This is a genomic window from Sphingomonas sp. GW821-FHT10F11 (assembly GCF_058809095.1).
This window is the reverse complement of the sequence record NZ_JBXASH010000001.1, coordinates 1,104,553-1,123,561: the sequence shown is the minus strand read 5'-3', so window position 1 is coordinate 1,123,561 and position 19,009 is coordinate 1,104,553. Positions and strand designations below refer to the sequence as shown.

Below are 19,009 nucleotides of genomic sequence, written 5' to 3'. Positions count from 1 at the left end.
CTGGCCGGACGAGAAGGGCTTTCCCTTGCGCGGGCGCGGTGCGCTCACCACTCTCGGCGTCCCGGGAGAATGTTCATGACGAAGGATAGCGCATGGAGGATGACCTCCCCGAGGGCGGCCGCGACCGGACGCTGAATCGACTGGTGGCGATGACGGTGGTCATTCTATCGGTCTTCATGGCGGTGGCGAACATCAAGGACGACAATCTGGTCCAGGCGATGCAGCTCGCGAAGAGCGACGCGATCGACACCTGGTCCGAATATCAGGCGACGAAGACCAAGGCGCATATCGTCGAGACGGCCAAGGCCGAGATTGCGGTGATCGCCGGAGCGACGCCCTCTGTCGCGGCACACACGGCTCTGGTCTCGATGGATGCGGAGGCGGCGAAATATGCCGCCGAGGTACCGCGCCTGAAAGCGAAAGCCGAGGCGGACGATGCGCAATATGATGCGCTGAACACCCATGATGATCAGTTCGACATGTCGGACGCGCTGATCTCGATCGCAATTTCACTCGCTGCGGTTGCGGCGCTGGCGGAAACGCGGTGGCTGCTGGTCGCCGCCTGGGGTTTTGGCGGGTTCGGGTTGCTGATGGGCGTCGCGGGCTTTGCCGGCTGGGCAATTCACCCGAACGCGCTGGCGAGCTTCCTCAGCTGAGCGTGTTCCAGCGCTCGGCAAAGGTGACGCGCTCGGCCTCGGTCAGGTGCAGGCCGATCTTGCTCCGGCGCATCAGCGCATCCTCGGGCGTACGCGCCCATTCGCGGCTTTTCATCCAGCGCGCCTCGATCTCGGTCAGGCCGCCGCCGAGATCGGCGCCCAACCCGGCCTCATCGGTCACGCCTTCGAGCATCTCGGCGAGCATCGTGCCATAGGCATGCGCCATGCGCGCCGAGCGCGCCTCGCCGAGAAAGGGCCAGGTCGTGCGGACCTGGGTGAGGAACGGCGCGAAGTCAGGAATGGCGCCGCCCGGAAACACCCGCGCCCGCGTTGCCGGATGAGCGGTCAGGCCAAGGGGTTTGGCCAGCCTGCCCATCGCTTCCTCGGCCAGGTGGCGCGCCGTCGTGATCTTGCCGCCGAACACGCTGAGCAGGGCAGGGCCTTCAGTGTCCAGTTCGAGCACATAGTCGCGCGTGACCGCCTTCGCTTCGCTTGCGCCGTCGTCATAGAGCGGGCGGACTCCCGACCAGCTCGACGTCACATCGGCGGGCGCGATCTGCTTCACGAAATGGCTGTTGGCGGCGTCGCAGAGATACGTGACCTCGTCATCGCTGATCCTGGCGTCCTCGGGATGATCGACCGGGATGTCGGTCGTGCCGATCTCTGTGAAGTCTCCCTGATAGGGAATCGCGAAGACGATTCGGCGGTCGGGAAGCTGCAGGATATAGGCGTGCTCGCCCTCATAGAGTTTCGGCACTACGATATGGCTGCCCTTGACCAGGCGGACGCCGCTCTTTGCGTCCACACCCAGATCATCGAGCATCCGGTGCACCCATGGGCCAGCCGCGTTGACGATCGCACGCGCCTCTGCGGTGCGTCCGTCGGACAAGGCCGCCCTCCAGACATCGCCGTCACGGCGCGCCGACTCGAGCGCCACGCCAATCGCGATCTCCGCGCCGTTGTCGGCCGCATCGATCGCGTTGAGCACGGTCAGGCGGGAATCGTCGACGGCGGCATCGGAATAGACGAAGCCCCGGTTGCCGCCCTTTAGCGGCGCCGAATAGGCCGTGTCGCTGGCGCGCAGGCCGCGCGAGCGGGGCAGGGACATCTTCCCGCCGAGCATGTCGTAGAGATAGAGACCCAGCCGGATCATCCACCACGGCCGCACCGAATTCTCCTGCGGCAGCACGAACAGCAGCGGGCGGATGATGTGCGGTGCGGCGTGGATCAGCCGCTCGCGCTCGCGCAGCGCCTCGGCGACCAGCTTGAACTCGTAATATTCGAGATAGCGCAGGCCGCCATGGATCAGCTTGGTCGAGGCGGAGGACGTGTGGCCGGCCAGATCGTCCCGCTCGACGAGCAGGACTTTGAGGCCGAGCAGCGAGGCCTCGCGCGCGATCGCGCAGCCATTGATGCCGCCGCCGATGATGAGGAGATCATGAGTCACGCCGCTGTCCTAACCATTCATGTCGAGCTAAGTCGAGACACGGTGATGTAGGGCAGCTTCTCGACTCCCCTCGACGTGAACGGGTAGGGCGATGGACGGCGTTTCGCGAGGCTCGCCCGCACGCCATTGACCACCCCCGAGTCGGCTTGTATAGGCGCCGCTGCTCCGACGGGACCGTACCTGTCGGGACAAGCTTGAACATTGCTGGATGCATTCCAGGGCCCGGGGGGTCGAAAGTCCACCCAGCGGTCCTTTTTGTATTCCCGAGCGTCATGGCTCCAGCAAAGTAACCACAGTCTAAGGTGAAGAGATTCATGCCGACGATCAACCAGCTGGTCCGCAAGGGCCGCGACCCGCAGAAGGCCAAGTCCAAGGTCCCTGCAATGGAGCAGAACCCGCAGAAGCGCGGCGTCTGCACCCGCGTCTATACGACGACTCCGAAGAAGCCGAACTCGGCTCTGCGCAAGGTTGCCAAGGTCCGCCTGACCAACCAGCGCGAAGTCATCAGCTACATCCCCGGCGAGGGGCACAACCTCCAGGAGCACTCCGTGGTGCTGATCCGTGGCGGCCGCGTTCGCGACCTTCCCGGCGTCCGCTATCACGTTCTCCGCGGCGTGCTCGATACGCAGGGTGTGAAGGATCGCCGCCAGTCGCGTTCCAAGTACGGCGCCAAGCGTCCGAAGTAAGCCGGTCGGCTGTACCAACCGACGCAAGTCGGCCTCTGGTCTGTTCGATCTCACAGGGCTGAAGTTTAGAAGGAAAATCCAATGGCACGTCGTCGTCGTCCCGAAAAGCGGGTCATCCTGCCTGATCCCCAGTACGGGGATGAGGTTCTCTCCAAGTTCATGAACAGCGTCATGCTGGACGGCAAGAAGTCCGTCGCCGAACTGATCGTCTATGGCGCCCTCGCAACCGTCGAGCAGCGCGCGAAGAAGGATCCGATCGGCGTGTTTCACGAGGCGCTCGCCAATGTGAAGCCGGGCATCGAAGTCCGTTCGCGCCGCGTTGGCGGCGCGACCTATCAGGTCCCGGTCGAGGTGCGCCCCGAGCGCGCCCAGGCGCTGGCCATCCGCTGGCTGATCTCCGCCGCGCGTGCGCGCTCGGAGAACACCATGTCGGCACGCCTCTCGGGCGAGTTGATGGATGCCGCCAACAACCGCGGCAACGCGGTGAAGAAGCGCGAAGATACCCATCGTATGGCCGAAGCGAACCGCGCCTTCAGCCACTACCGCTGGTAACCTCCACTACCTATATGTCGGGAGGCCGGGCGATCCCCGGCCTCCTACATCGCTAAGGAAAATCCGATCATGGCCCGCAGCCATCCGCTCGACATGTACCGCAACATCGGCATCATGGCGCACATCGACGCCGGCAAGACGACGACGACCGAGCGCATCCTCTATTACACCGGCAAGTCCTACAAGATCGGCGAGGTCCATGAGGGCACCGCGACGATGGACTGGATGGAGCAGGAGCAGGAGCGCGGGATCACGATCACGTCGGCCGCAACGACGTGCTTCTGGAACGATCACCGCATCAACATCATCGACACTCCCGGCCACGTCGACTTCACGATTGAAGTCGAGCGTTCGCTGCGCGTGCTCGACGGCGCGGTCGCCTGCTTCGACGGCGTTGCCGGCGTGGAGCCGCAGTCCGAGACGGTGTGGCGTCAGGCCGAGAAGTATCACGTCCCGCGGATGTGCTTCATCAACAAGCTCGACCGCACCGGCGCGAACTTCAACATGTGCGTGCAGATGATCAAGGACCGCCTCGGCGCGCGTCCGGCCGTCCTCTATCTGCCGATCGGCCTCGAAGGCGACTTCAAGGGCCTGGTCGATCTGGTCGAGAATCGCGCGATCATCTGGCTCGAAGAGTCGCTCGGCGCGAAGTTCGAATATCAGGAAATCCCGGCCGACCTGGCCGACCTGGCTGCAAATGCGCGTTCCGAGCTGATCGAGATGGCCGTCGAGCAGGACGACGACATCATGGAGCAGTATCTCGAGGGCAACGAGCCTGACGTCGCGACCCTGAAGAAGCTGATCCGCAAGGGCACGCTGAACTTCTCGTTCGTGCCGGTGCTGTGCGGCTCCGCGTTCAAGAACAAGGGCGTTCAGCCGCTGCTCGACGCGGTCGTCGACTATCTGCCGTCGCCGCTGGACATCAAGGACGTCGAGGGCCTGAAGCTCGACGGCGTGACGCCGGATTCGCGTCCGCCGGCCGACGATGCCCCGTTCTCGGCGCTGGCGTTCAAGATCATGAACGATCCCTTCGTCGGCACGCTGACCTTCGCCCGCATCTATTCGGGCAAGCTCGACGCCGCGTCGATCGTCACCAACTCGGTGAAGGACAAGAAGGAAAAGGTTGGCCGCATGCTGCTGATGCATGCGAACAGCCGCGAGGACATCCAGGAAGCGTTCGCCGGCGATATCGTCGCTCTGGCGGGCCTGAAGGATACCACGACCGGTGACACGCTCTGCGCGCAGAACGCACCGATCATCCTCGAGCGCATGGAATTCCCGGATCCCGTCATCGAGGTCGCGGTGGAGCCGAAGACGAAGGCCGACCAGGAGAAGATGGGCGTCGCGCTCAATCGTCTCGCTCGCGAGGATCCTTCGTTCCGCGTGACGTCCGACATCGAGAGCGGCCAGACCATCATCAAGGGCATGGGCGAACTCCATCTCGAGATCCTGGTCGATCGCATGAAGCGCGAGTTCAAGGTCGAAGCGAATGTCGGCGCGCCGCAGGTGGCGTATCGCGAATATCTCGCGAAGCCGATCGAGATGAGCTACACCCACAAGAAGCAGTCGGGTGGTTCGGGTCAGTTCGCCGAGATCAAGATCAAGGTGATCCCCGGCGAGCGCGGTTCGGGCTTCGTCTTCTCCGACCAGATCAAGGGCGGTAACGTTCCGAAGGAATATATCCCGTCGGTCGAGAAGGGCATGCGCGAGACGGCCGAGACCGGATCGCTGATCGGCTTCCCGATCATCGATTTCGAGGTTCAGCTGATCGACGGCAAATATCATGACGTCGACTCGTCGGCGCTGGCGTTCGAAATCTGTGCCCGCGGCGCCATGCGCGAAGCGGCCCAGAAATCGGGCATCAAGCTGCTCGAGCCGATCATGAAGGTCGAGGTTGTGACGCCGGAGGATTATCTCGGCGACGTGATCGGCGATCTGAACAGCCGTCGTGGCCAGATCCAGGGCACCGACAGCCGCGGCAACGCGACTGCGGTGGAGGCGATCGTGCCGCTGGCGAACATGTTCGGCTATGTGAACCAGCTCCGCTCGTTCAGCCAGGGCCGCGCGCAGTACACGATGCAGTTCTCGCATTATGACGAGGTTCCTGCCAACGTCGCCGAAGAAGTGAAGGCGAAGCTGGCATAATCTGAAATCAGTCGCTAAAGGGCCGCGTCCGCGCGGCTCCGCAGCGACCCCGGAATTTGAATAAGAAGAGGCGAAAATGGCAAAAGCAAAGTTTGAGCGGACGAAGCCGCATCTCAACATCGGCACCATCGGTCACGTCGACCATGGCAAGACGTCGCTGACGGCCGCGATCACCAAGGTGCTCGCCGAGACCGGTGGCGCCACCTTCACGAGCTACGACAACATCGACAAGGCTCCGGAAGAGCGCGAGCGCGGCATCACGATCTCGACCGCTCACGTCGAGTACGAGACCGAGAAGCGCCACTATGCGCACGTCGATTGCCCGGGTCACGCCGACTATGTGAAGAACATGATCACCGGTGCCGCCCAGATGGACGGCGCGATCCTGGTCGTGTCCGCCACCGACGGCCCGATGCCGCAGACCCGCGAGCACATCCTGCTCGCTCGTCAGGTCGGCGTGCCGGCGATGGTCGTGTTCATGAACAAGGTCGATCTGGTCGACGATGCCGAGATCCTCGAGCTGGTCGAGCTGGAAATCCGCGAGCTGCTCAGCTCGTACGACTTCCCGGGTGACGACATCCCCGTGATCCCGGGTTCGGCCGTTGCCGCGCTGACCGACAAGACGCCTGAGATCGGCCATGACGCCGTGCTCAAGCTGATGGCAGCCGTTGACGATTATATCCCGCAGCCCGAGCGTCCGCTCGACAAGCCGTTCATGATGCCGATCGAGGACGTGTTCTCGATCTCGGGTCGCGGCACCGTCGTCACCGGCCGCGTCGAGACCGGCATCGTCAAGGTTGGCGAGGAAGTCGAGATCGTCGGCATCCACGACACCCGCAAGACCACTGTCACGGGCGTCGAGATGTTCCGCAAGCTGCTCGACCAGGGCCAGGCCGGCGACAATGTCGGCGCGCTGATCCGCGGCGTTGCACGCGACGAAGTCGAGCGTGGCCAGGTTCTCTGCAAGCCGGGCTCGATCAAGCCGCACACCGACTTCCAGTCGGAAGTGTACGTGCTGTCGAAGGACGAGGGTGGCCGTCACACGCCGTTCTTCGCCAACTATCGTCCGCAGTTCTACTTCCGTACCACGGACGTGACCGGCACCGTCGAGCTGCCCGAGGGCACCGAGATGGTCATGCCGGGCGACAACGTCGCTCTGGGCGTCAAGCTCATCGCGCCGATCGCCATGGACGTGGGCCAGCGCTTCACCATTCGCGAAGGCGGTCGTACCGTCGGCGCAGGGGTTGTCAGCGGCATCTCGAAGTAATATAGACGCGCCTCCGCCCGATTCCCCAGGGAGTCGGGCGGTTGCTATTTCAGTGAACAACCAAAGAGTTGCCGTAAGGCAACCCGCTCTTTCGCATCGGTAGGGTTATGGAAACGCAGAATATTCGGATTCGTCTGAAGGCATTCGATCATCGTGTGCTCGATCAGGCAACCGGCGATATCGCCGACACGGCGCGCCGCACCGGCGCCCTTATTCGCGGTCCTATCCCTTTGCCGACGCGCATCGAGAAGTTCACGGTGAACCGCGGGCCGCACATCGACAAGAAGTCGCGTGAGCAGTTCGAGGTCCGTACCTACAAGCGGATGCTGGACATCGTTCAGCCGACCCCGCAGACGGTGGACGCGCTGATGAAGCTCGATCTCGCCGCAGGTGTGGACGTGGAGATCAAGCTGGCCTAAAGGCCGCGCTCCAAACGAGATTCGGTTTCGCTACTGGCGAGATCAAATACAGGGATACCGCCCGGCTTGCCGGGGTCTGCGTCCCCCGTCACGCCCGGTTCGCCGGGCACCAGCCCGGGACGGGGCACGCATTATATTTTGGGCTGACACGCCCGTCGGAAATCGTTCCGGCGGGCCTCTGTAATAGGAGCATTGATCATGCGCACTGGCGTGATCGCGAAGAAAATGGGGATGACCCGCTTGTTCCAGGACGATGGGCGCCATGTGCCCGTCACCGTCCTGGCACTGGAAAATCTGCAGGTAGTGGCCGTTCGCGAGGCCGACCGTGATGGTTATACCGCTGTCCAGCTTGGTGCTGGCACCGCCAAGGCGAAGAATGTCGCCAAGCCGCAGCGCGGCCACTTCGGCAAGGCCGAAGTCGAGCCGAAGGCGAAGGTTGCCGAATTCCGCGTCTCCGACGACGCCGTGCTCGAGGTGGGCGCCGAGATTTCGGCCGCGCACTATGTCGCCGGCCAGATCGTCGACATCCAGGGCGTGACCCAGGGTAAGGGTTTCGCGGGCGGCATGAAGCGTTGGGGCTTCGGCGGTCTGCGCGCCACTCACGGCGTGTCCGTCTCGCACCGTTCGCTCGGTTCGACCGGTCAGCGTCAGGATCCGGGCAAGGTCTTCAAGAACAAGAAGATGGCCGGCCAGATGGGTGACAAGAACCGCACCCAGCAGAATCTCGAAATCGTATCGACCGACGCCGAGCGCGGCCTGATCTTCGTCAAGGGCTCGGTGCCCGGCTCGAAGGGCGGCTGGCTGCTCGTCAAGGACGCCGTCAAGGTCGCCCGTCACGCCGATGCGCCGTACCCGGCCGGCCTGAAGGCCGCCGCCAACAGCAACACCGCACCCGCCGAGACGCCCGCCGAGGACGTCCAGGCCGTGGAAGCGACCGAAGGCCAGGAGGGCTGAACATGAAGGTCAAGATTCAGTCCTTCGACGCCAAGGCGAAAGCCGGCGATATCGAGCTCAACGACGAGGTCTTCGGCCTCGACCCGCGCGCCGACATCCTGCACCGCGTCGTCACCTGGCAACTCGAGAAGCGTCGTGCGACCGCACGCGGCACGCGCGAGCGCGCCGACGTTGCCCGCACCGGCAAGAAGTTCGGTCGCCAGAAGGGCGGCGGTACGGCGCGTCACGGCGATCGCCGCGCTCCGACCTTCGTCGGCGGCGGTAAGGCCCACGGCGCCCGCGTCCGCGATTTCAATCCGTCGCTGAACAAGAAGATCCGGGCACTCGGTCTGCGCATGGCGCTCAGCAGCCACGCCAAGGCAGGCTCGCTGGTCGTCATGGACAGCCTGGCAGTGGCCGAGAGCAAGACCAAGACGCTGATCGCGGATTGGGCGAAGCTCGGCCTCGGCAAGACGGCACTGGTGATCGACGGTGACATGGTCGAGACGAGCTTCGCGCTCGCCGCGGGCAATCTCCACGAGATCAACGTGCTGCCGGCTGCCGGCGCCAACGTTTACGACATCCTGAAGCATGACACGCTGGTGCTGACGCGCGCTGCTGTCGAAAAGCTGGAGGCGCGCTTCAATGGCTAAGAAGCAGAAAGCCGAGATCGACATTCGTCATTATGACGTGATCGTCGCTCCGCACATCACCGAGAAGGCGACCCTGCTCAGCGAGCAGAACGCGGTCGTGTTCAAGGTTTCGAACGACGCGACCAAGCCTGAGATCAAGGCGGCCGTCGAGGCGCTGTTCAACGTCAAGGTCCTGGGGGTCAACACGATCGTCCAGAAGGGCAAGACGAAGAAGTGGAAGGGCACGCCCTACACGCGCTCCGACATGAAGAAGGCGATCGTGACGCTGGCTGATGGTCAGTCGATCGATGTGACGACGGGAATCCAGTAATGGCACTCAAGCATTACAACCCGACCAGCCCGGCACGACGCGGACTTATCCTCGTCGACCGCAGCGGTCTGCACAAGGGCGGCCCGATCAAGGCGCTGACCGAAGGCAAGCGCAAGACTGGCGGCCGCAACAACAAGGGTCATGTGACCTCGCGCGGCATCGCCGGCGGCCACAAGCAGCGCTATCGTCTGATCGACTTCAAGCGTCGCAAGTGGGACGTGGACGGCACGGTCGAGCGGATCGAATATGATCCCAACCGCACCGCCTTCATCGCCCTGATCAAGTATCCGGACGAAGAGCTCGCCTACATCATCGCGCCGCAGCGCCTCGCCGTCGGCGACAAGGTGGTTGCCGGCAAGAAGACCGACGTGAAGCCTGGCAATGCCATGGAACTCGGTCAGATGCCGGTCGGCACGATCGTCCACAATGTCGAGATGAAGCCTGGCAAGGGTGGCCAGCTCGCCCGTTCGGCTGGCACCTATGTGCAGGTCGTGGGTCGCGACAAGGGCATGGTGATGGTTCGCCTCAACTCGGGCGAGCAGCGCTATATCCACTCGAACTGCATGGCGACCGTCGGTGCGGTGTCCAACCCGGACAACGGCAACACCAACCTCGCCAAGGCCGGCCGCAACCGTTGGCTGGGCAAGCGCCCGCTGACCCGCGGCGTCGCCAAGAACCCGGTCGACCATCCGCACGGCGGTGGTGAAGGCCGGACCTCGGGCGGCCGTCATCCGGTCACCCCATGGGGCAAGCCGACCAAGGGTGCCCGCACCCGTCACAACAAGGCGACCGACAAGATGATCATCCGGTCGCGTCACGCGAAGAAGAAGGGCTAACCGCAATGGCTCGTTCCGTCTGGAAGGGTCCCTTTGTGGACCTCCATCTGCTCAAGAAGGCAGAGACCGCGCAGGAAACCAACGCGCGTGCGCCGATCAAGACCTGGTCGCGCCGCTCCACGATCCTGCCGCAGTTCGTTGGCCTGACCTTCACCGTTTATAACGGTCGCAAGTTCGTGCCCGTGTCCGTCAACGAGGACATGGTCGGGATGAAGCTCGGCGAGTTCGCGCCGACGCGCTACTTCCCCGGCCATGCCGCCGACAAGAAGGGCAAGCGCTGATGTCGAAGGCAAAATCCCCCCGCAAGGTCGGTGAGAAGGAAGCTCTCTCGGTCGGTACGCAGATTCGCGGCTCGGCTCAGAAGCTCGGTCTCGTCGCGGCGCTGATCCGCAACAAGAAGGCCGGCGATGCGATGAACATCCTCGCTTTCTCGACCAAGGCGATGGCAGTCGATGCCCGCAAGGTTCTCGCCTCGGCGATCGCCAATGCGGAGAACAACCACAATCTCGACGTCGACGCGCTCGTCGTCTCGGAGGCCTCGGTTGGCAAGTCGATCGTCATGAAGCGTTTCGCGACCCGCGGTCGTGGCAAGTCGACGCGCATCCTCAAGCCGTTCTCACGGCTGCGGATCGTCGTGCGCGAGCAGGAAGAAGCATAATGGGTCAAAAGAGCAATCCGATCGGTCTGCGTCTCCAGATCAACCGTACCTGGGACAGCCGCTGGTATGCGGAAGGCGCCGATTACGGCCGCCTCCTGCTCGAGGATCTGAAGATCCGCACCTTCATCATGAAGACGCTGCCCCAGGCCGCGATCTCCAAGGTGGTGATCGAGCGTCCGGCCAAGCTGTGCCGCGTGTCCATCTATGCCGCACGCCCCGGCGTGATCATCGGCAAGAAGGGTGCGGACATCGAGAAGCTGCGCCGCCTCCTCGGCAAGATGACCTCGTCCGACGTGTCGCTGAACATCGTCGAAATCCGCAAGCCTGAAGTCGACGCCAAGCTCGTCGCCCAGGGCATCGCCGATCAGCTCGAGCGTCGTATCGCCTTCCGCCGCGCCATGAAGCGTGCGGTGCAGTCGGCGATGCGTCTTGGCGCAGAGGGCATCCGGATCAATTGCGGCGGCCGTCTCGGCGGCGCCGAGATCGCCCGGTCCGAATGGTACCGCGAAGGCCGCGTTCCGCTGCACACGCTGCGCGCGAACGTCGATTATGCCGAAGCGCAGGCACACACCGCCTATGGCGTGTGCGGCGTGAAGGTCTGGATCTTCAAGGGCGAAATCCTGGGCCATGACCCGATGGCACAGGACCGGATCATGATGGAGGCTCAAACCTCCGGCGTCCGTCCGGCGCGCTAAGGAACAAGAGCAATGCTGCAACCGAAAAAGACCAAGTTCCGCAAGGCCTTCAAGGGCCGGATCCATGGCGACGCCAAGGGCGGCACGACCCTCAACTTCGGCTCTTACGGGCTGAAGGCGATGGAGCCGGAGCGGATCACCGCACGCCAGATCGAGGCGGCCCGCCGCGCGATCACGCGTCACATCAAGCGCCAGGGGCGTTTGTGGATCCGCATCTTCCCGGACGTGCCGGTCACGTCGAAGCCCGCCGAAGTCCGCATGGGCAAGGGCAAGGGTTCGCCCGAATATTGGGCCGCCCGGGTCAAGCCCGGCCGGATCCTGTTCGAGCTGGACGGCGTCCCTGGCGATATCGCCGCCGTGGCGTTCAGCCGCGCCGCGATGAAGCTGCCGATCAAGGTGAAGGTCGTTGCCCGTCTCGGCGACACCTCGCATCTGGGAGTTGCATAACATGAGCAAGATCGACACCCGTCGCTCCGACCTCAAGGCGAAGACCGAAGACCAGCTCGACGAGGAGCTGGGCAACCTGAAGCGCGAGGCGTTCAACCTCCGTTTCCAGGCAGCCACGAACCAGCTCGAAAAGCCGAGCCGGGTGCGTGAGGTCCGCCGCGACATCGCTCGCATCAAGACCCTGCAGAGCCAGCGCGTGCGCTCGGCCGAAGCCAAGTAAGGAAGACCGACATGCCGAAGCGCGTGCTGACCGGGGTGATCGTCTCGGACAAGACCGACAAGACGGTTGTGGTGAACGTTGAGCGTAAGGTGAAGCACCCGCTCTACGGCAAGATCATCCGCCGTACGAAGAAGTACCACGCCCATGATGAGGGCAACGAGTTCAAGCAGGGCGAAACCGTGCGGATCGAAGAGACCGCGCCGATCTCCAAGCTGAAGACCTGGAAGGTGATCGAGCGGGTCAACACCCACGCGACCCCCGAGCGGGCAACCATCGACGGCTGAGGCCGAGTTTTAGGCGGGGCCCGGTCGGAATCGGACCCCATGTGAGAAGGAACCGGATCGATGATCCAGATGCAGTCCAATCTCGAGGTCGCTGACAACAGCGGCGCGAAGCGGGTGCAGTGCATCAAGGTGCTTGGCGGATCCAAGCGCCGGACGGCAGGCGTTGGCGACATCATCGTCGTCAGCATCAAGGAAGCGGCACCCCGTGCCCGCGTGAAGAAGGGCGACGTGCACCGTGCCGTCATCGTGCGTACGGCGAAGGACATTCGCCGGGCCGATGGCACCGTGATCCGCTTCGATTCGAACGCGGCCGTGCTGGTCAACAAGAACGAGGAGCCGATCGGCACCCGTATCTTTGGCCCGGTCGTGCGCGAACTGCGTGCCCGCAAGCACATGAAGATCATCAGCCTGGCGCCGGAGGTTCTGTAATGGCCGCTGCGAAGATCAAGAAGGGTGACCGAGTCATCGTCCTGTCCGGCAAGGACAAGGGCAAGACCGGTGAAGTGACCCAGGCCATGCCGAAGGACGGCAAGGTCATCGTGTCGGGCGTGAACATCGCGGTCCGTCACACCAAGCCGAGCCAGGGCGACCCCCAGGGCGGCCTGGTCCGCTCGGAAGCGCCGCTGTACGCCTCGAAGGTCGCTCACGTGACCGCCGACGGCAAGCCGACGCGCGTTCGTTTTGAAACCAAGGACGGCAAGAAGGTCCGCGTGGCCGTGAAGTCCGGGGAGACGATCAGTGGCTGATGCAAATCAGAAGGCGGCGCACAAGCCGCGGATGAAGGCGATCTATGACGATCGCATCGTCAAGGCGATGACCGAGAAGTTCGGTTACAAGAACGTGATGGAGGTCCCGCGCCTCGACAAGATCGTCCTGAACATGGGCGTTGGCGAAGCGACGCAGGACAAGAAGAAGGTCGAGCAGGCCGCTGGTGAGATGGAGCTGATCGCTGGTCAGAAGCCCGTCGTCACCAAGGCGAAGAAGTCGATCGCGCAGTTCAAGCTGCGTGAAGGCATGCCGATCGGCGTGAAGGTCACCCTTCGCCGCGAGCGCATGTACGAGTTCCTCGACCGCTTCATCACGATCGCGCTGCCGCGCGTTCGCGATTTCCGCGGGCTGAACCCGAAGAGCTTCGATGGTCGCGGCAACTATGCCTGCGGTCTGAAGGAGCAGCTGATCTTCCCGGAAATCAGCTACGACAAGGTCGACAAGATCCGCGGCATGGACGTGATCGTAACGACCACGGCGAGGACCGACGACGAAGCGCGCGAGCTGCTCCGTCTGTTCGGCTTCCCGTTCCCGATCGAAGCCAGCGACGAAAAGAAGGCGGCATAAGATGGCTAAGAAGAGTTCTGTGAACAAGAACGAGCGTCGCAAGCTGCTGGTGAAGAAGTACGCCGGCGCCTATGCGAAGCTGAAGGCGATCGCGGCGGACAATTCGCTCGATGACGGCGATCGCCTGATCGCTCGCCTGAAGATGGCGGAAATCCCGCGCAACGGTAACCCGACGCGCATCCGCAACCGGTGCGAGGTGACGGGTCGTCCCCGCGCCTATTACCGCAAGTTCCGCCTCTGCCGTATTCAGCTGCGCGATCTGGCCAACAAGGGCCTGATCCCGGGCGTTACGAAGTCGAGCTGGTAAGGATCACGAGATGGCATTGACCGATCCCCTGGGTGATATGCTCACCCGCATCCGCAACGGCCAGCGCGCGCGCAAGGACTCCGTCCTGTCGCCCGCGTCCAAGCTGCGGGCCCGCGTGCTCGACGTGCTTCAGCGCGAGGGCTATATCCGTGGCTACAGCGAAGAAGAGATGGGTCCCGCAAAGGGCATCCGTATCGAGCTGAAATATTTCGAGGGCCAGCCTGCGATTAAGCATGTTGCGCGCGTCTCGAAGCCCGGTCGCCGCGTCTATTCGGGCGCGACCGAGCTGCCCCGCGTCATGAATGGCCTGGGCATCACGATCGTCTCGACGCCTCGCGGCGTTCTGTCCGACGCGGAAGCGCGCGAGCAGAATGTCGGCGGCGAAGTGCTGGCGGAGGTATTCTGATGAGCCGCATCGGTAAAAAGCCGGTCGCGATCCCGAGCGGTACGACCGCGACGATCGAAGGCCAGCAGCTGAGCGTCAAGGGACCCAAGGGCACCTTGTCGATGCCGCTGCGCGAAGAGATCACCTACGTCCTCGAGGACGGCGGGATCTCGGTGAACCCGGCCAACGACACCAAGCGCGCCCGCGCCTTTTGGGGCATGCAGCGTACCCTGGTGCAAAACCTGATCACCGGGGTGTCGGACGGCTTCACCAAGAAGCTGCTGATCAACGGCGTGGGCTATCGTGCGGACGCCAAGGGCCGGGTGTTGAACCTGAAGCTCGGCTACAGCCACGACGTCAACATCGACGTGCCGGAAGGCATCGAGGTGAAGACGCCGGACAACACGACCGTCGAGATTTCGGGGTCCGACAAGCAGAAGGTCGGGCAGCTGGCCGCGGAGATCCGTCAGTGGCGTAAGCCGGAGCCCTATAAGGGCAAGGGCATCAAGTACGACGGCGAGTTCATCTTCCGCAAGGAAGGGAAAAAGAAGTAATGAGCACCAAAGGTCTCTCCCTCTTTGCGAAGCGTCGCCTTCGCAACCGCACCGCGCTCCGCGGTCGTGCTGCCGGCCGTCCGCGGCTGTCGGTGCACCGTTCGGGCAAGCACATCTATGCTCAGGTGATCGACGACGCCCAGGGCAAGACGGTCGCTGCCGCCTCCACCCTGGAGAAGGACGTGCGCGGCACGTCCGGCGCGAACATCGATGCAGCCGTCCTGGTCGGCAAGCGCGTCGCCGAAGCGGCGAAGCAGGCAGGCGTCACCAAGGTCGTGTTCGACCGCGGAGGCTTCCTGTTCCACGGTCGCGTGAAGGCGTTGGCGGAAGCCGCGCGTGAAGCCGGATTGGAGTTCTAAGAATGGCCGACGAAATCAACCCGACGGAAGTCGTTGCCGGCGCTGAAGGTGCCCCGCAGGACGCGCCGCAGGGCCGTGGTCCGCGTGGCGGCCGTGGCCGTGGCGGCCCCGGTGGCGGTGGCCAGAATCGTGGCGGCCGTGACGGCAACCGCGGTCGTCGCGACGATCGTCGCGGTGGTCCGGGCAGCGACGATGGCGGCGAAGAGCTGATCGAGAAGCTGGTCCACATCAACCGCGTCTCGAAGACGGTGAAGGGCGGCAAGCGCTTCGGCTTTGCGGCACTCGTCGTCGTCGGCGACGGCAAGGGCCGGGTCGGCTTCGGTCATGGCAAGGCGCGAGAAGTGCCGGAAGCCATTTCCAAGGCGACGGCTGCCGCCAAGAAGGCCATGGTCCGCGTTCCGCTCCGCGAGGGTCGCACGCTGCATCATGACGGCAAGGGCCATTTCGGCGCCGGCCTCGTGACCGTGCGTTCGGCGCCGCAGGGCACCGGCATCATCGCGGGCGGCCCGATGCGCGCCGTGTTCGAGAGCCTGGGCGTGGCCGATGTGGTGACCAAGTCGGTCGGCACGTCGAACCCGTACAACATGATCCGTGCGACCTTCGAGGCGCTGACCACCCAGGTCAGCCCGAAGTCGGTCGCGCAGCGTCGCGGCAAGAAGATCGCCGACCTGCTCGGCCGTGGTGGCTCGCAGGCCGCCGAGGCCGACGCCGCAGCGATCGCGGAGTAAGACAGATGGCGAAGAAGCAAGCCGCCGCCGGCGGCACGATCAAGGTGACCCAGACGGGTTCGCCGATCCGCCGCGAGAAGGATCAGCGCGCGACGCTGATCGGTCTCGGCCTCAACAAGATGCACAAGACGCGCGAACTGCAGGACAGCCCCGAGGTTCGGGGCATGATCCGCAAGGTCGCGCACATGGTATCGGTCGAGGGTTGACCTCAATGATCCTCCCCGTCAGGGGAGGGTGAGGGGCGGAACGGCTCGAACGCAGGTTCGGGTGTTCCGCCCCCAGCCTTTTTAATCAGCGCGACAAAAGCGAAAGCGAGTGCACGACATGAAACTGAACGACATCCGCGACAATCCCGGTGCGCGCAAATCCAAGATGCGCGTCGGCCGTGGTATCGGTTCCGGCAAGGGCAAGACCGGCGGCCGCGGCATCAAGGGCCAGAAGAGCCGTGAGGGCGTGTCCATCGCCGGCTTCGAAGGCGGCCAGATGCCGCTCCACATGCGTCTGCCGAAGCGCGGCTTCAACAATATCTTCGCCAAGGATTATGCCGAGGTGAACCTCGGTGCGATCCAGAAGGCGGTCGATGCCGGCAAGATCGAAGCCGGTGCGTCGCTCGACCATGAGACGCTGAAGGCCGCTGGCCTGGCGCGTGGCGGCAAGGACGGCGTCCGCCTGCTCGGCAAGGGCGCGATCACCGCGAAGCTGAACTTCACTGTCGCCGGCGCGTCGAAGGGCGCGATCGAGGCAGTCGAGAAGGCCGGCGGCAAGGTCGACGTGCTCGTCGTCGTGCCCGCGGCCGAGAAGGCCAAGGCCAAGAAGGGCGTGGCCCGTCTCGAGCGCATCGCGCACAAGGCTTCGTTCAAGGCGTAATTCCCTGCGGGCCCGGCGCAAGCCGGGTTTCGCGGCGGATTTTTTGCGATCGGTGTCGCGACGTTGTCGCAGATCCTGCATCAAAGCCCTTAGACAAGCCCGATCGGGCCCCTATATGAGCGGCGGGGCGGTCAAACGTTTCCCGCCGCTTTTGTTTCCCCCCAGGTTTTTTTGGGACGATCACAACTATGGCATCCGCAGCCGACTCGATGGCCTCCGGCATCAGCCTGTCGAAATTCTCCCAGGCGACCGATCTCAAGAAGCGCCTGTGGTTCACGATCGGCGCGCTGATCATCTTCCGCATGCTCAGCTATGTGCCGCTGCCGGGCATCGATCCGTCGGTGCTCGCCCAGCTGTCGCAGCGCACTTCGGGCGGCGTGCTCGATTTCTTCAACGCCTTTTCGGGCGGTTCGCTCAGCCGGATGAGCCTGATCGCGCTCGGCGTGATGCCCTACATCACCGCCTCGATCGTCGTTCAGCTCGCGACTTCGCTGTCGCCGACGCTCGCCGCGATCAAGAAGGAAGGCGAGAGCGGTCGCAAGCGCCTCAACCAGTATACCCGCTACGGCACGGTGGGCCTCACCGCGGTGCAGGGCTGGTTCATTGCGATCGGGCTCGAGACGCTCGGCGCCAGCAATGGCCTTCAGGCCGTGATCGAACCCGGCATGCTGTTCCGCGTCGGCGCGGTGATCAGCCTGGTCGGCGGCACCATGTTCCTGATGTGGATCGGCGAGCAGATCACCAGCCGCGGCATCGGCAACGGCATGTCGCTGATCATCATGGCCGGCATCGTCGCCAGCCTGCCGCGCACCCTCTACAATCTGTTCGAGGGCGGCCGCTCTGGTTCGCTCGATCCGGTGCGCTTCATCGGCATCATCGTCGCGGTGGTCCTGCTGGTCCTCTTCATCTGCTTCATGGAGCGCGCGCAGCGTCGCATCCTGATCCAGTATCCAAAGCGACAGACCCAACGAGGGATGCAGGCCGATCGCAGCCATCTGCCGCTGAAGCTCAACACCGCCGGCGTGATCCCGCCGATCTTCGCCTCGTCGCTGCTGCTGATGCCGCTGACGATCACCCAGTTCGCGGGCAACCGCGTCGCGGGCGAGAGCTGGATGGGCGATCTGATCATCAACATGAACCAGTATCTCCAGCACGGATCGCTGGTGTACATGTCGCTCTACGGCGCCGGCATCATCTTCTTCTCGTTCTTCTACACCGCGGTGGTGTTCAATCCCGAGGAGACGGCGGACAATCTGAAGCGCTATGGCGGCTTCATCCCGGGTATCCGTCCCGGCAAGAATACCGAGACCTATTTCGATTATGTGCTGACGCGTATCACCGTGATCGGTGCCGCCTATCTGACGATCATCTGCCTGTTGCCGGAATATCTGGTGTCGGCGCTGAGCATCCCATTCTATCTCGGCGGCACCAGCCTGCTGATCGTCGTCAACGTGACGATGGATACGGTAACCCAGATCCAGAGCCACTTGCTTGCGCATCAATATGGCGATCTGATCAAGAAGGCGAAGTTGAAGGGTGGCCGCCTCCGCTGAGAGGGGTGACATCGAAGTGAGGGGAACGGCCTTGAATATCATTCTCCTGGGTCCGCCGGGTGCGGGCAAGGGTACCCAGGCGAGCCGGTTGATGGCCGACCGGGGGATGGTCCAGCTCTCGACCGGCGACATGCTGCGCGCTGCGGTCAAGTCGGGCAGCCCGGTCGGCCTCAAGGCCAAATCGGTGATGGAGGCGGGCGAGCTCGTCTCGGACGAGATCGTCTCGGGCATCATCGGTGAGCGGCTCGACATGCCGGATACCGCCAATGGTGTGATCTTCGACGGCTATCCCCGCACCGCCGCCCAGGCCGAGCAGCTCGATGCGTTGCTCGATGCGCGCGGCCGCACGCTCGACCATGTGATCGAACTCAGCGTCGACGAGGACGCGCTCGTCGATCGCATCGTCGGCCGCTACACCTGCGCCAAATGCGGCGAGGGCTATCACGACCATTACAAGCAGCCCAAGGTGGCTGGCGTGTGCGACGTGTGCGGCTCGACCGAGTTCAAGCGCCGCCCCGACGACAATGCCGAGACGGTGCGTACCCGCATGGCCGAATATCGCGCCAAGACCGCCCCGATCCTGCCGATCTACGAGGCCCGCGGCCTGGTGGCGCGCGTCGACGGCATGGGCGATATCGACCAGGTGACCCAGGCGATCGAGGCGATCCTCGACGGCAGGTGACGCCGCGTCGCTTGCCGTTCGCCCCGCAGCG

General features: G+C 63.9%; 29 protein-coding genes. 28 read left to right on the top strand and 1 reads right to left on the bottom strand.

Features of this window, described 5'->3' with window-relative positions:
- The first annotated feature begins 92 nt into the window (after positions 1-92).
- On the top strand, positions 93-656 hold the full coding sequence (locus tag AC1RT8_RS05590; protein WP_493074566.1) for a DUF4337 domain-containing protein: 564 nt from the start codon (positions 93-95) through the stop codon (positions 654-656).
- On the opposite strand, the gene glpD is transcribed toward AC1RT8_RS05590, so the two are convergent.
- Positions 649-2,103 (bottom strand): glycerol-3-phosphate dehydrogenase, encoded by a 1,455-nt coding sequence (glpD, locus tag AC1RT8_RS05585; protein WP_493074565.1) that lies wholly within the window; start codon positions 2,101-2,103, stop codon positions 649-651. The genes AC1RT8_RS05590 and glpD overlap by 8 nt on opposite strands.
- Before the next feature lie 314 nt (positions 2,104-2,417).
- On the opposite strand from glpD, the gene rpsL reads away from it, so the two are divergent.
- From rpsL to AC1RT8_RS05450, 27 genes are all read left to right on the top strand, one after another.
- Entirely contained in the window at positions 2,418-2,789 is a 372-nt protein-coding gene (gene rpsL, locus AC1RT8_RS05580; RefSeq protein ID WP_019516007.1) for a 30S ribosomal protein S12, read from the top strand.
- A gap of 81 nt (positions 2,790-2,870) precedes the next feature.
- Positions 2,871-3,341 carry a 30S ribosomal protein S7 gene (gene rpsG / locus AC1RT8_RS05575; RefSeq protein WP_272626145.1) on the top strand — a complete coding sequence of 157 codons (471 nt, stop codon included), beginning with the start codon at positions 2,871-2,873 and terminating at the stop codon, positions 3,339-3,341.
- Positions 3,342-3,410: 69 nt separating this feature from the next.
- Positions 3,411-5,486, top strand: a complete 2,076-nt coding sequence (gene fusA, locus AC1RT8_RS05570; protein WP_493074564.1) for an elongation factor G — start codon at positions 3,411-3,413, stop codon at positions 5,484-5,486.
- Between the two features lie 76 nt (positions 5,487-5,562).
- Entirely contained in the window at positions 5,563-6,753 is a 1,191-nt protein-coding gene (tuf, locus tag AC1RT8_RS05565; RefSeq protein ID WP_493074563.1) for an elongation factor Tu, read from the top strand.
- Positions 6,754-6,860: 107 nt separating this feature from the next.
- Entirely contained in the window at positions 6,861-7,172 is a 312-nt protein-coding gene (gene rpsJ, locus AC1RT8_RS05560; RefSeq protein ID WP_034161642.1) for a 30S ribosomal protein S10, read from the top strand.
- Positions 7,173-7,370: 198 nt separating this feature from the next.
- On the top strand, positions 7,371-8,126 hold the full coding sequence (gene rplC, locus AC1RT8_RS05555; protein ID WP_372852046.1) for a 50S ribosomal protein L3: 756 nt from the start codon (positions 7,371-7,373) through the stop codon (positions 8,124-8,126).
- A gap of 2 nt (positions 8,127-8,128) precedes the next feature.
- Positions 8,129-8,758: a 50S ribosomal protein L4 gene (gene rplD / locus AC1RT8_RS05550; protein ID WP_493074562.1), complete on the top strand. Its 630-nt coding sequence runs from the start codon at positions 8,129-8,131 to the stop codon at positions 8,756-8,758.
- The gene (locus tag AC1RT8_RS05545; RefSeq protein WP_465172778.1) at positions 8,751-9,068 is read left to right on the top strand and encodes a 50S ribosomal protein L23; all 318 of its coding nucleotides are present in this window, start codon (positions 8,751-8,753) and stop codon (positions 9,066-9,068) included. Before rplD ends, AC1RT8_RS05545 begins: the two co-directional genes overlap by 8 nt.
- Positions 9,068-9,904 (top strand): 50S ribosomal protein L2, encoded by an 837-nt coding sequence (rplB, locus tag AC1RT8_RS05540; RefSeq protein ID WP_272626159.1) that lies wholly within the window; start codon positions 9,068-9,070, stop codon positions 9,902-9,904. Before AC1RT8_RS05545 ends, rplB begins: the two co-directional genes overlap by 1 nt.
- Before the next feature lie 5 nt (positions 9,905-9,909).
- Complete coding sequence (gene rpsS, locus AC1RT8_RS05535; RefSeq protein WP_034161646.1) at positions 9,910-10,185, top strand: 30S ribosomal protein S19; 276 nt, start codon at positions 9,910-9,912, stop codon at positions 10,183-10,185.
- A complete protein-coding gene (gene rplV, locus AC1RT8_RS05530; protein ID WP_272626161.1) occupies positions 10,185-10,562 on the top strand; it encodes a 50S ribosomal protein L22 in 378 nt (125 codons plus the stop codon). The genes rpsS and rplV overlap by 1 nt, the downstream gene beginning before the upstream one ends.
- On the top strand, positions 10,562-11,257 hold the full coding sequence (gene rpsC, locus AC1RT8_RS05525; protein ID WP_372852037.1) for a 30S ribosomal protein S3: 696 nt from the start codon (positions 10,562-10,564) through the stop codon (positions 11,255-11,257). Before rplV ends, rpsC begins: the two co-directional genes overlap by 1 nt.
- Before the next feature lie 12 nt (positions 11,258-11,269).
- Entirely contained in the window at positions 11,270-11,704 is a 435-nt protein-coding gene (gene rplP / locus AC1RT8_RS05520) for a 50S ribosomal protein L16 (RefSeq protein ID WP_372852035.1), read from the top strand.
- A gap of 1 nt (position 11,705) precedes the next feature.
- A complete protein-coding gene (gene rpmC, locus AC1RT8_RS05515; RefSeq protein WP_465172779.1) occupies positions 11,706-11,924 on the top strand; it encodes a 50S ribosomal protein L29 in 219 nt (72 codons plus the stop codon).
- A gap of 11 nt (positions 11,925-11,935) precedes the next feature.
- On the top strand, positions 11,936-12,208 hold the full coding sequence (rpsQ, locus tag AC1RT8_RS05510; protein ID WP_372852031.1) for a 30S ribosomal protein S17: 273 nt from the start codon (positions 11,936-11,938) through the stop codon (positions 12,206-12,208).
- A 60-nt stretch (positions 12,209-12,268) separates the two neighbouring features.
- Positions 12,269-12,637, top strand: a complete 369-nt coding sequence (rplN, locus tag AC1RT8_RS05505; RefSeq protein WP_332716285.1) for a 50S ribosomal protein L14 — start codon at positions 12,269-12,271, stop codon at positions 12,635-12,637.
- Positions 12,637-12,954, top strand: coding sequence for a 50S ribosomal protein L24 (gene rplX, locus AC1RT8_RS05500; protein ID WP_493074561.1), 318 nt, complete (start codon positions 12,637-12,639; stop codon positions 12,952-12,954). Before rplN ends, rplX begins: the two co-directional genes overlap by 1 nt.
- Positions 12,955-12,985: 31 nt before the next feature.
- Positions 12,986-13,543 (top strand): 50S ribosomal protein L5, encoded by a 558-nt coding sequence (gene rplE, locus AC1RT8_RS05495; RefSeq protein ID WP_493074683.1) that lies wholly within the window; start codon positions 12,986-12,988, stop codon positions 13,541-13,543.
- A gap of 1 nt (position 13,544) precedes the next feature.
- On the top strand, positions 13,545-13,850 hold the full coding sequence (gene rpsN, locus AC1RT8_RS05490) for a 30S ribosomal protein S14 (RefSeq protein ID WP_372852027.1): 306 nt from the start codon (positions 13,545-13,547) through the stop codon (positions 13,848-13,850).
- Positions 13,851-13,860: 10 nt separating this feature from the next.
- Positions 13,861-14,256, top strand: coding sequence for a 30S ribosomal protein S8 (gene rpsH, locus AC1RT8_RS05485; RefSeq protein ID WP_272626176.1), 396 nt, complete (start codon positions 13,861-13,863; stop codon positions 14,254-14,256).
- The gene (rplF, locus tag AC1RT8_RS05480; RefSeq protein ID WP_493074560.1) at positions 14,256-14,789 is read left to right on the top strand and encodes a 50S ribosomal protein L6; all 534 of its coding nucleotides are present in this window, start codon (positions 14,256-14,258) and stop codon (positions 14,787-14,789) included. The genes rpsH and rplF overlap by 1 nt, the downstream gene beginning before the upstream one ends.
- Positions 14,789-15,148 carry a 50S ribosomal protein L18 gene (gene rplR, locus AC1RT8_RS05475; protein ID WP_272626180.1) on the top strand — a complete coding sequence of 120 codons (360 nt, stop codon included), beginning with the start codon at positions 14,789-14,791 and terminating at the stop codon, positions 15,146-15,148. The genes rplF and rplR overlap by 1 nt, the downstream gene beginning before the upstream one ends.
- 2 nt (positions 15,149-15,150) lie before the next feature.
- Positions 15,151-15,876, top strand: a complete 726-nt coding sequence (gene rpsE / locus AC1RT8_RS05470; RefSeq protein ID WP_493074559.1) for a 30S ribosomal protein S5 — start codon at positions 15,151-15,153, stop codon at positions 15,874-15,876.
- Between the two features lie 5 nt (positions 15,877-15,881).
- A complete protein-coding gene (gene rpmD / locus AC1RT8_RS05465; RefSeq protein ID WP_372852020.1) occupies positions 15,882-16,082 on the top strand; it encodes a 50S ribosomal protein L30 in 201 nt (66 codons plus the stop codon).
- Between the two features lie 118 nt (positions 16,083-16,200).
- On the top strand, positions 16,201-16,743 hold the full coding sequence (gene rplO / locus AC1RT8_RS05460; protein ID WP_493074558.1) for a 50S ribosomal protein L15: 543 nt from the start codon (positions 16,201-16,203) through the stop codon (positions 16,741-16,743).
- Between the two features lie 188 nt (positions 16,744-16,931).
- On the top strand, positions 16,932-18,296 hold the full coding sequence (gene secY, locus AC1RT8_RS05455) for a preprotein translocase subunit SecY (RefSeq protein WP_493074557.1): 1,365 nt from the start codon (positions 16,932-16,934) through the stop codon (positions 18,294-18,296).
- A gap of 31 nt (positions 18,297-18,327) precedes the next feature.
- Positions 18,328-18,978 carry an adenylate kinase gene (locus AC1RT8_RS05450; protein WP_493074556.1) on the top strand — a complete coding sequence of 217 codons (651 nt, stop codon included), beginning with the start codon at positions 18,328-18,330 and terminating at the stop codon, positions 18,976-18,978.
- Positions 18,979-19,009: the final 31 nt, after the last annotated feature.

Excerpts from the sequence above, each read along its gene's own strand:
- rpmC (WP_465172779.1), top strand. The coding sequence starts at position 11,706 with ATGAGCAAGATCGACACCCGTCGCTCCGACCTCAAGGCGAAGACCGAA.
- rpsS (WP_034161646.1), top strand. The coding sequence starts at position 9,910 with ATGGCTCGTTCCGTCTGGAAGGGTCCCTTTGTGGACCTCCATCTGCTC.
- rplV (WP_272626161.1), top strand. The coding sequence starts at position 10,185 with ATGTCGAAGGCAAAATCCCCCCGCAAGGTCGGTGAGAAGGAAGCTCTC.
- rplC (WP_372852046.1), top strand. The coding sequence starts at position 7,371 with ATGCGCACTGGCGTGATCGCGAAGAAAATGGGGATGACCCGCTTGTTC.
- rpsN (WP_372852027.1), top strand. The coding sequence starts at position 13,545 with ATGGCTAAGAAGAGTTCTGTGAACAAGAACGAGCGTCGCAAGCTGCTG.
- rplD (WP_493074562.1), top strand. The coding sequence starts at position 8,129 with ATGAAGGTCAAGATTCAGTCCTTCGACGCCAAGGCGAAAGCCGGCGAT.
- AC1RT8_RS05590 (WP_493074566.1), top strand. The coding sequence starts at position 93 with ATGGAGGATGACCTCCCCGAGGGCGGCCGCGACCGGACGCTGAATCGA.
- AC1RT8_RS05545 (WP_465172778.1), top strand. The coding sequence starts at position 8,751 with ATGGCTAAGAAGCAGAAAGCCGAGATCGACATTCGTCATTATGACGTG.
- rplF (WP_493074560.1), top strand. The coding sequence starts at position 14,256 with ATGAGCCGCATCGGTAAAAAGCCGGTCGCGATCCCGAGCGGTACGACC.
- rplO (WP_493074558.1), top strand. The coding sequence starts at position 16,201 with ATGAAACTGAACGACATCCGCGACAATCCCGGTGCGCGCAAATCCAAG.
- rpsQ (WP_372852031.1), top strand. The coding sequence starts at position 11,936 with ATGCCGAAGCGCGTGCTGACCGGGGTGATCGTCTCGGACAAGACCGAC.
- rpsL (WP_019516007.1), top strand. The coding sequence starts at position 2,418 with ATGCCGACGATCAACCAGCTGGTCCGCAAGGGCCGCGACCCGCAGAAG.
- secY (WP_493074557.1), top strand. The coding sequence starts at position 16,932 with ATGGCATCCGCAGCCGACTCGATGGCCTCCGGCATCAGCCTGTCGAAA.
- rplP (WP_372852035.1), top strand. The coding sequence starts at position 11,270 with ATGCTGCAACCGAAAAAGACCAAGTTCCGCAAGGCCTTCAAGGGCCGG.
- fusA (WP_493074564.1), top strand. The coding sequence starts at position 3,411 with ATGGCCCGCAGCCATCCGCTCGACATGTACCGCAACATCGGCATCATG.
- tuf (WP_493074563.1), top strand. The coding sequence starts at position 5,563 with ATGGCAAAAGCAAAGTTTGAGCGGACGAAGCCGCATCTCAACATCGGC.
- rpsH (WP_272626176.1), top strand. The coding sequence starts at position 13,861 with ATGGCATTGACCGATCCCCTGGGTGATATGCTCACCCGCATCCGCAAC.
- rpmD (WP_372852020.1), top strand. The coding sequence starts at position 15,882 with ATGGCGAAGAAGCAAGCCGCCGCCGGCGGCACGATCAAGGTGACCCAG.
- rplB (WP_272626159.1), top strand. The coding sequence starts at position 9,068 with ATGGCACTCAAGCATTACAACCCGACCAGCCCGGCACGACGCGGACTT.
- rpsJ (WP_034161642.1), top strand. The coding sequence starts at position 6,861 with ATGGAAACGCAGAATATTCGGATTCGTCTGAAGGCATTCGATCATCGT.
- rplN (WP_332716285.1), top strand. The coding sequence starts at position 12,269 with ATGATCCAGATGCAGTCCAATCTCGAGGTCGCTGACAACAGCGGCGCG.
- rplR (WP_272626180.1), top strand. The coding sequence starts at position 14,789 with ATGAGCACCAAAGGTCTCTCCCTCTTTGCGAAGCGTCGCCTTCGCAAC.
- rpsG (WP_272626145.1), top strand. The coding sequence starts at position 2,871 with ATGGCACGTCGTCGTCGTCCCGAAAAGCGGGTCATCCTGCCTGATCCC.
- rpsC (WP_372852037.1), top strand. The coding sequence starts at position 10,562 with ATGGGTCAAAAGAGCAATCCGATCGGTCTGCGTCTCCAGATCAACCGT.
- rpsE (WP_493074559.1), top strand. The coding sequence starts at position 15,151 with ATGGCCGACGAAATCAACCCGACGGAAGTCGTTGCCGGCGCTGAAGGT.
- rplX (WP_493074561.1), top strand. The coding sequence starts at position 12,637 with ATGGCCGCTGCGAAGATCAAGAAGGGTGACCGAGTCATCGTCCTGTCC.
- rplE (WP_493074683.1), top strand. The coding sequence starts at position 12,986 with ATGAAGGCGATCTATGACGATCGCATCGTCAAGGCGATGACCGAGAAG.